Annotated in this window: 5 protein-coding genes; all 5 read left to right on the forward strand. The window is 64.4% G+C overall.

Annotated features, from left to right (window positions below; translation table 11 throughout):
- Positions 1-122 precede the first annotated feature (122 nt).
- A complete protein-coding gene (locus AGI3411_RS29380) occupies positions 123-1,250 on the forward strand; it encodes a flagellar basal body P-ring protein FlgI (protein WP_129530823.1) in 1,128 nt (375 codons plus the stop codon).
- Between the two features lie 5 nt (positions 1,251-1,255).
- Complete coding sequence (gene flgJ / locus AGI3411_RS29385; protein WP_129530824.1) at positions 1,256-2,233, forward strand: flagellar assembly peptidoglycan hydrolase FlgJ; 978 nt, start codon at positions 1,256-1,258, stop codon at positions 2,231-2,233.
- A 73-nt stretch (positions 2,234-2,306) separates the two neighbouring features.
- Positions 2,307-3,980, forward strand: coding sequence for a flagellar hook-associated protein FlgK (gene flgK / locus AGI3411_RS29390; protein WP_129530825.1), 1,674 nt, complete (start codon positions 2,307-2,309; stop codon positions 3,978-3,980).
- Positions 3,981-4,027: 47 nt separating this feature from the next.
- Positions 4,028-5,275: a flagellar hook-associated protein FlgL gene (gene flgL, locus AGI3411_RS29395; protein WP_129530826.1), complete on the forward strand. Its 1,248-nt coding sequence runs from the start codon at positions 4,028-4,030 to the stop codon at positions 5,273-5,275.
- Positions 5,276-5,413: 138 nt separating this feature from the next.
- Positions 5,414-6,466, forward strand: a 1,053-nt coding sequence (locus AGI3411_RS29400) for a Tar ligand binding domain-containing protein (protein WP_129530827.1), incomplete at its 3' end; no start/stop codon positions are given.

Below are 6,466 nucleotides of genomic sequence, written 5' to 3' on the forward strand. Positions count from 1 at the left end.
CCCCCGAGGCGCTGTGCGCCTCCCCCTCAAAGGGGGGCATGCCTACGGACCGGCGGAGCCGGCTCCGTGGCATTTCGATGATGCAGCGCACGTTTTTTGCATGGGCGCCTTGGACAATTGATATGAAACATGCTGTCTTTCTTTTTCGGGTGCTGGCGCGCGTCTGCGTTGCCGCCAGCCTGCTGGCGGGCGCCGGCGCGGCGCAGGCCGAGCGGCTCAAGGACCTGGCCTCGATCCAGGGCGTGCGCGGCAACCAGCTGATCGGCTACGGTCTGGTCGTGGGCCTGGACGGCAGCGGTGACCAGGTGCGCCAGACGCCGTTCACCCAGCAAAGCCTGACCAACATGCTGTCGCAGCTGGGCATTACCGTGCCCTCCGGCAGCAATATGCAGTTGAAGAACGTGGCGGCCGTCATGGTCACCACGACGCTGCCGGCATTCGCCAGGCCCGGCCAGACGCTGGACGTGGTGGTGTCCTCCATGGGCAACGCCAAGAGCCTGCGCGGCGGCACCTTGCTGATGACGCCGCTCAAGGGCGCCGACAGCCAGGTCTACGCCATTGCCCAGGGCAACATCCTGGTGGGCGGCGCGGGCGCGTCCGCGGGCGGCTCCAGCGTGCAGATCAACCAATTGAACGGCGGCCGCATCAGCGCGGGCGCCATCGTCGAGCGTTCCGTGCCCACCACGTTCTCGCGCGACGGCTACATCCATGTGGAACTGAACAATACGGACTTCGGCACCGCGCAGAACGTGGCGGCGGCGTTGAACAAGAAATTCGGCCAGGGCACGGCCACGGCCCTGGATGGCCGCGTGGTGCAGGTGCGCACCCCCATGGAGCAGGCGTCCCAGGCGCGTTTCCTGTCGCTGGTGGAAGACCTGCAGGTCGCCCGGGCGCCCACGGTGGCCAAGGTGATCATCAACGCCCGCACGGGCTCGGTCGTCATGAACCGCACGGTCATGATCGAAGAGGCCGCCGTGGCGCATGGCAATCTCTCGGTGATCATCAACCGCCAGAACCAGGTTTCCCAGCCCGACACACCCTTCACCGAAGGGCAGACGGTGGTGGTGCCCAACACCCAGATCGAAGTGCGCCAGGACAACGGATCCCTGCAGCGCGTGAGCACCAGCGCCAATCTGGCTGACGTGGTCAAGGGCCTGAATGCCCTGGGCGCCACCCCGCAGGACCTGCTGTCGATCCTGCAGGCCATGAAATCCGCGGGCGCCCTGCGCGCCGAACTGGAAATCATCTGACGGCGATGGCATACGGCAATGAGGTGGCGCGCGGCGCCCAGCGGCAGGATTCGGTCTTCGACATGGGGCGCCTGTCGGACCTGAAGCGCGATGTCAAGAAAGACCCGGCGGGCACGGAACAGCAGAAGCAGGTTGCCAAGCAGTTCGAAGCCCTGTTCCTGCAGATGATGCTCAAGCGCATGCGCGAAGCCACGCCTAAGGAGGGCCTGTTCGATTCGCAGCAGACGCAAATGCTGCAATCGATGGCTGACGAGCAGTTGGCGCTGCACCTGGCCACGCCGGGCATCGGGCTGTCCCAGGCCATCCTGGCGCAGATGCAGGAAGGCAAGCCGGGCGATGTGCCGGCGGACGCCATCAAGCGCATCGGGCAGGGCGCCGATCTCGATTTCCGCACGGGCGGCTCGCGCGAAGTCTCGGCGCTGCTGAACGTGATGCGCAACAACCGCGCCAGCGACCGGGCCCTGGCGGCCGCGGAAGGCGCGCCCGAACACGTGGTCGACTTCGTCTCGAAGATGGCGAATGCGGCAAACGTGGCCTCGCAGCAGAGCGGGGTGCCGGCGCGCCTGATCATGGGCCAGGCGGCGCTGGAATCGGGCTGGGGCAAGCGCGAGATCAAGTACGCGGACGGCAGCACCAGCTACAACCTGTTCGGTATCAAGGCAGGGTCCAGCTGGAAGGGCAAGGTCGTCAATGTGCTCACGACCGAATACGAAGACGGTGTGGCGAAAAAGGTGACGCAGCCTTTCCGCGCCTACGCCTCTTACGAGGAATCGTTCGCGGACTACGCGCGCCTGATCGGCAACAGTCCGCGCTACGAGAGCGTGACCCAGGCGCGCAACGAAGTCGAGGCGGCCCGCCGGATCCAGGACGCGGGTTATGCGACCGATCCGCAGTACGCCCAGAAGCTGATTGGCGTCATGAGCCAATTGCGGGGCGCGGCTTCCAAGGTGGAAATTTCCCGCCAGATGTTGGATGGACTCTAAATTCAGGCGATCTCCTGCCGTTAATGGAGTATCCAGTCATATCGGTCGCGGTTAAATACGGGGCATTGTCAGCATGAATTTGTACAAAACGGCATTGGGCGGGCTGAACGCGGCCCAGGCAGGCCTGGCAACCACCAGTCATAACATCAACAACGCCACGACGGTCGGTTACAACCGTCAGCGCGTCATGGTTTCCACCGCCGGCGCCCAGGCCACCAGCAACGGTTACATCGGCCGCGGCGTGCAGGTCGACACCGTCGTGCGCAGCTACGACAGCTTCCTGTACAAGCAGCTCGTCGGCGCGCAAGGCAGCGGCGCTCAGCTGCAGGCCCAGTTCGACCAGGTCTCCCAGGTCAACAACCTGTTCGCCGACCGCACCGTCGGCATCGCGCCCGGCCTGAACAATTTCTTCACCAGCATGAACACCGTGGCCAGCAAGCCCGCGGATCCAGCAGCCCGTGCCGACCTGCTGGGCAAGGCCAACAGCCTGGCGACGCAGATCCGGTCGGCCTACACCGAAATGCAGAATCAGCGTGAAGGGCTGAACACGCAGATCACGACCACCGTGGAGCAGGTCAACAGCTACCTGGCCCGCATCGACGACCTGAACACGCAGATTTCGCTGGCCGCCGGCAAGGCCGGCGGCAGCCCCCCGAACGACCTGCTCGACCAGCGCGACCAGGCCGTAATGGAGCTGAACCAGTTGGTCGGCATCACGACCTACGAGCAAGGCGACAAGATCAGCATTTCCCTGGCGAACGGCGGCCAGTCCCTGCTGTCGGGAACCAGCATTTATCCGTTGCAGGCCGTGCCCTCGTCCAAGGATGCCAGCCGCACGGTGCTGGCCTATACCTTGCCCGCCGGTTCGGGCAAGACGGTTTCGGTCGAATTGAGCGACAGCGAAGTCACCGGCGGCAAGCTGGGCGGCCTGTTGCAGTTCCGCTCTTCGTCGCTGGACGTGATGCAGAACCAGCTGGGCCAGATGGCGGTCGGCCTGGCGCTCTCGTTCAACGAGCAGCATATGAAGGGCCTGGACCAGAACGGTAACCAGGGCACCGAGTTCTTCGGCATCGGTTCGCCCTCGGCCGTGCCGAATACGCAGAACAAAAGCAACGCACAGATCGCCGGCGAATTCACGGACCTGGCGAACATCAACGCCAAAGACTACGAGATTTCGTTCGACGGCGCGAACTACCAGGTCCTGCGCCTGCCGGAAGGCGTGCAGGTCTATAACGGCCCGGCCACCGGCACGCCGCCCAACGCGACGCTGAACCTCGACAGCGAGATGGGCGTGACGCTGACGATCAGCGCGCCGCCGCAGGCCGGCGACAAGTGGTCGCTGTCGCCCACGCGCGATGCCGCCCGCGACATCGAGGTGCTGATCCGGGATCCGGAAAAGATCGCCGCGGCCGACGCGGAGGGGGGCGACGCCAACGGCAAGAATGCGCTCAAGCTTGCGCAGCTGGAGAACGCCAAGGTCCTGGGCCACGGCACGATGAGCACGACCGACATGTTCGCGCAGGTCGTGAACACGGTGGGCGTGCAGACCGCGCAGGTCAAAGCCGCCGCCACGGCGCAGGTGAACCTGATCAAGCAGGCGACTGCCGCCCAGCAGTCGGTGTCGGGCGTCAACCTGAACGAAGAATACGTGAGCCTGTCGTTGTACCAGGAGCAGTACCAGGCCAGCGCCCGCATCATCGATGTGGCCAGCACGATTTTCGACACGCTGCTGGGCCTGCGCGGCTGATCAGGCCGTTGAATTGTGATGATTAAAGAGATTTTCGGAGTTGCGCCATGCGTCTGAGTACCACGATGATGTACACGAACGGCCTGAGTGGCATTCTGTCTCAGGAATCCGACATGAATCGCCTGGTGGAGCAGGTCGGCAGCGGGCGCAAGAACCTCAGCCCCGCCGATGATCCTTTGGCGGCCTCTTTGGCTATCGGTGTTGCGCAGACGCAGAGCATGAACGCGACGTATGCGATGAACCGTCAGACCGCCAACACCAACCTCGGCCAGGAAAGCAATGCCCTGGACGCGGTGAAAAATGCCTTGCAGGAAGCGCGCACCCGGATCATCCAGGCCGGCGGGGTGCTGTCGGACACTGACCGTCAGACGCTCTCCACGGCGCTGAAAAGCACGCGGGAAGCGTTGCTGGGCCTGGCAAACTCGACAGACGGCAACGGCCAGTATCTGTTTTCGGGCAACGACGGCAATGTGATGCCGTACTCGAAGGACGCATCGGGCAAGATCGTCTATAGCGGGTCGGTGGGCGAACGGACCGTTCAGGTTGACCAGAGCCGCCAGCTCTCCACCAGCGATCTGGGCAAGGATATTTTCGGCCGCGCCAATCCGGGCTCGCAGGCATACGTGTCGTCCGCTGCGCCCGCCAATACGGGTACGGCTGAATTCGGCGCGGCTTCCGTGACCCCGGGCAGCCCCAACCTGGGCAAGAATTTCTCAGTGACATTCGAAGCCGATCCCGTCACAGGCGCGATGGGCTATCGCGTCACGACGACCGATGCCGACGGCAGCAATCCGGTGATTGTGCCGGATAACGCACAGCCCGCAACGCCTTATGTCGATGGCGCGGCGATCGATTTCGGCGGCGTTTCGGTGGAGATCAAGGGCGCTCCCGCAGCGGGCGATACGATCAACGTCGAAAGCATTCAGTCGGCCGACATGGATGTGTTCGCCACGCTGGACCGCTTGATCTCGACCCTGGATGCCCCCAGCAGCGGCGATCCGGTGGCGACCGCCAGGCTGAACAATGAATTGGCCACAGCCAACAAGAAGCTGGCTTCCACCTACGACAACGTGCTGACGGTGAATGCTTCCGTTGGCGCGCGCATGAACGAACTGGAGGCCCTGGACGCGACCGGCACGCAGAAGGGCCTGTCGTATGCCAAGTCGCTGTCGGACCTGGAGGACCTCGATTATTACCAAGGCGCGAGCCAGCTCGCCCTGCGCCAGGTTGCGCTGCAGGCGGCATCGGCGGCGTTCATGACCATTCAGGGGTCGAGTCTGTTCAGCCGCAAATAAGGCGGTGGAGTTCCAGGCCGCGCCGTAGGGCGCGGCAATTGGCGCACTTGCGGACGCTGCCGGCCCTGGGCCGGGGCGTCCGTGGTTGCGTGCGCGGTAGGTAGTGTCGGTTCACGTCGTTCAACGCTCGGATATTTCATGCTTGTCAATTTGAAAGTTCGCACCTGCCTCATCCTGGTGCTGCTGCTCTTCACGGGCGCCATGTTCGTGTCCAATGGCGTGGCGTGGGTGGGAATGGACTCCAGCAACCACAAGCTGGACCAGGTCAATAGCGCCTATTCCACGCAGGCGACGCAGCTGAACCGGGCCTACAGCCTGTTCCTGCGCGGCCGCCTGCTGCTGGCTACGTCCTTGATGGACATGCAGCAGGGCAAGACCGAGCAGGCCGCCTCGCAGGCACAGCGCGCGGAAGGCCTGATGCAAGACGGCGCCAAGGCGCTCGATGCCTATCGCAAGGCGCCGCGCCTGCCAGGCTCCGAGGCCGTGAATGGCAAGCTTGAAAGCGCCTACAAGCAATTCGACGGCCTGTTCAAGCGCCAGGCCGCGGCGCTCTCCAGCATGGCGGTGCAGGAATATCTGGATCTGAACGACGCCGGCAGCGCGGCGAACACGGCGCTGCGCGAAGCCGTGGGCGAAGTCCTGGCCTTTGTGGATGCCAGCACCGACGAGCTGGTCGTCGAGGCCGGGGTGGCGCACCGAGTGTCGCGTACCGTCACCATCGTGATGCTGGCGATCGCCCTGGCGCTGGCCCTGGGCTGCTGGATCTTCATCAACCGCACCGTGCTGCGGCCGCTGCGTGAAGCTGGCGGCCATTTCGAGAAGATTGCCGCGGGCGATTTCACCGGCCGCATCGAGGTGCGCAGCACCAATGAAATCGGCCATCTGTTCGCGGCGGTCAAGCGCATGCAGGAAAGCCTGACGCGCACCGTGGCCACGGTGCGCCGCGGGGTGGAAGAAATCAACGTGGGCTCGCGCGAGATTTCGGCGGGCAACGCCGACCTGTCGAGCCGCACCGAGCAGCAGGCCGCTTCGCTGGAAGAAACCGCGGCCTCCATGGAAGAGCTGGCTTCGACCGTGAAGCAGAACGCGGACAACGCCCGCCAGGCCAATCAATTGGCGGCGAGCGCATCGGACGTGGCCGAGCGCGGCGGTTCGGCGGTGTCGGAAGTGGTCAGCACGATGCAGGAGATT

This window comes from Achromobacter agilis (assembly GCF_900496965.1).
GTDB classification, from domain to species: domain Bacteria; phylum Pseudomonadota; class Gammaproteobacteria; order Burkholderiales; family Burkholderiaceae_B; genus Achromobacter; species Achromobacter agilis.

Coding starts and splice junctions, on each gene's coding strand:
- flgK (WP_129530825.1), top strand. CDS start 2,307: ATGAATTTGTACAAAACGGCATTGGGCGGGCTGAACGCGGCCCAGGCA.
- flgL (WP_129530826.1), top strand. CDS start 4,028: ATGCGTCTGAGTACCACGATGATGTACACGAACGGCCTGAGTGGCATT.
- AGI3411_RS29380 (WP_129530823.1), top strand. CDS start 123: ATGAAACATGCTGTCTTTCTTTTTCGGGTGCTGGCGCGCGTCTGCGTT.
- flgJ (WP_129530824.1), top strand. CDS start 1,256: ATGGCATACGGCAATGAGGTGGCGCGCGGCGCCCAGCGGCAGGATTCG.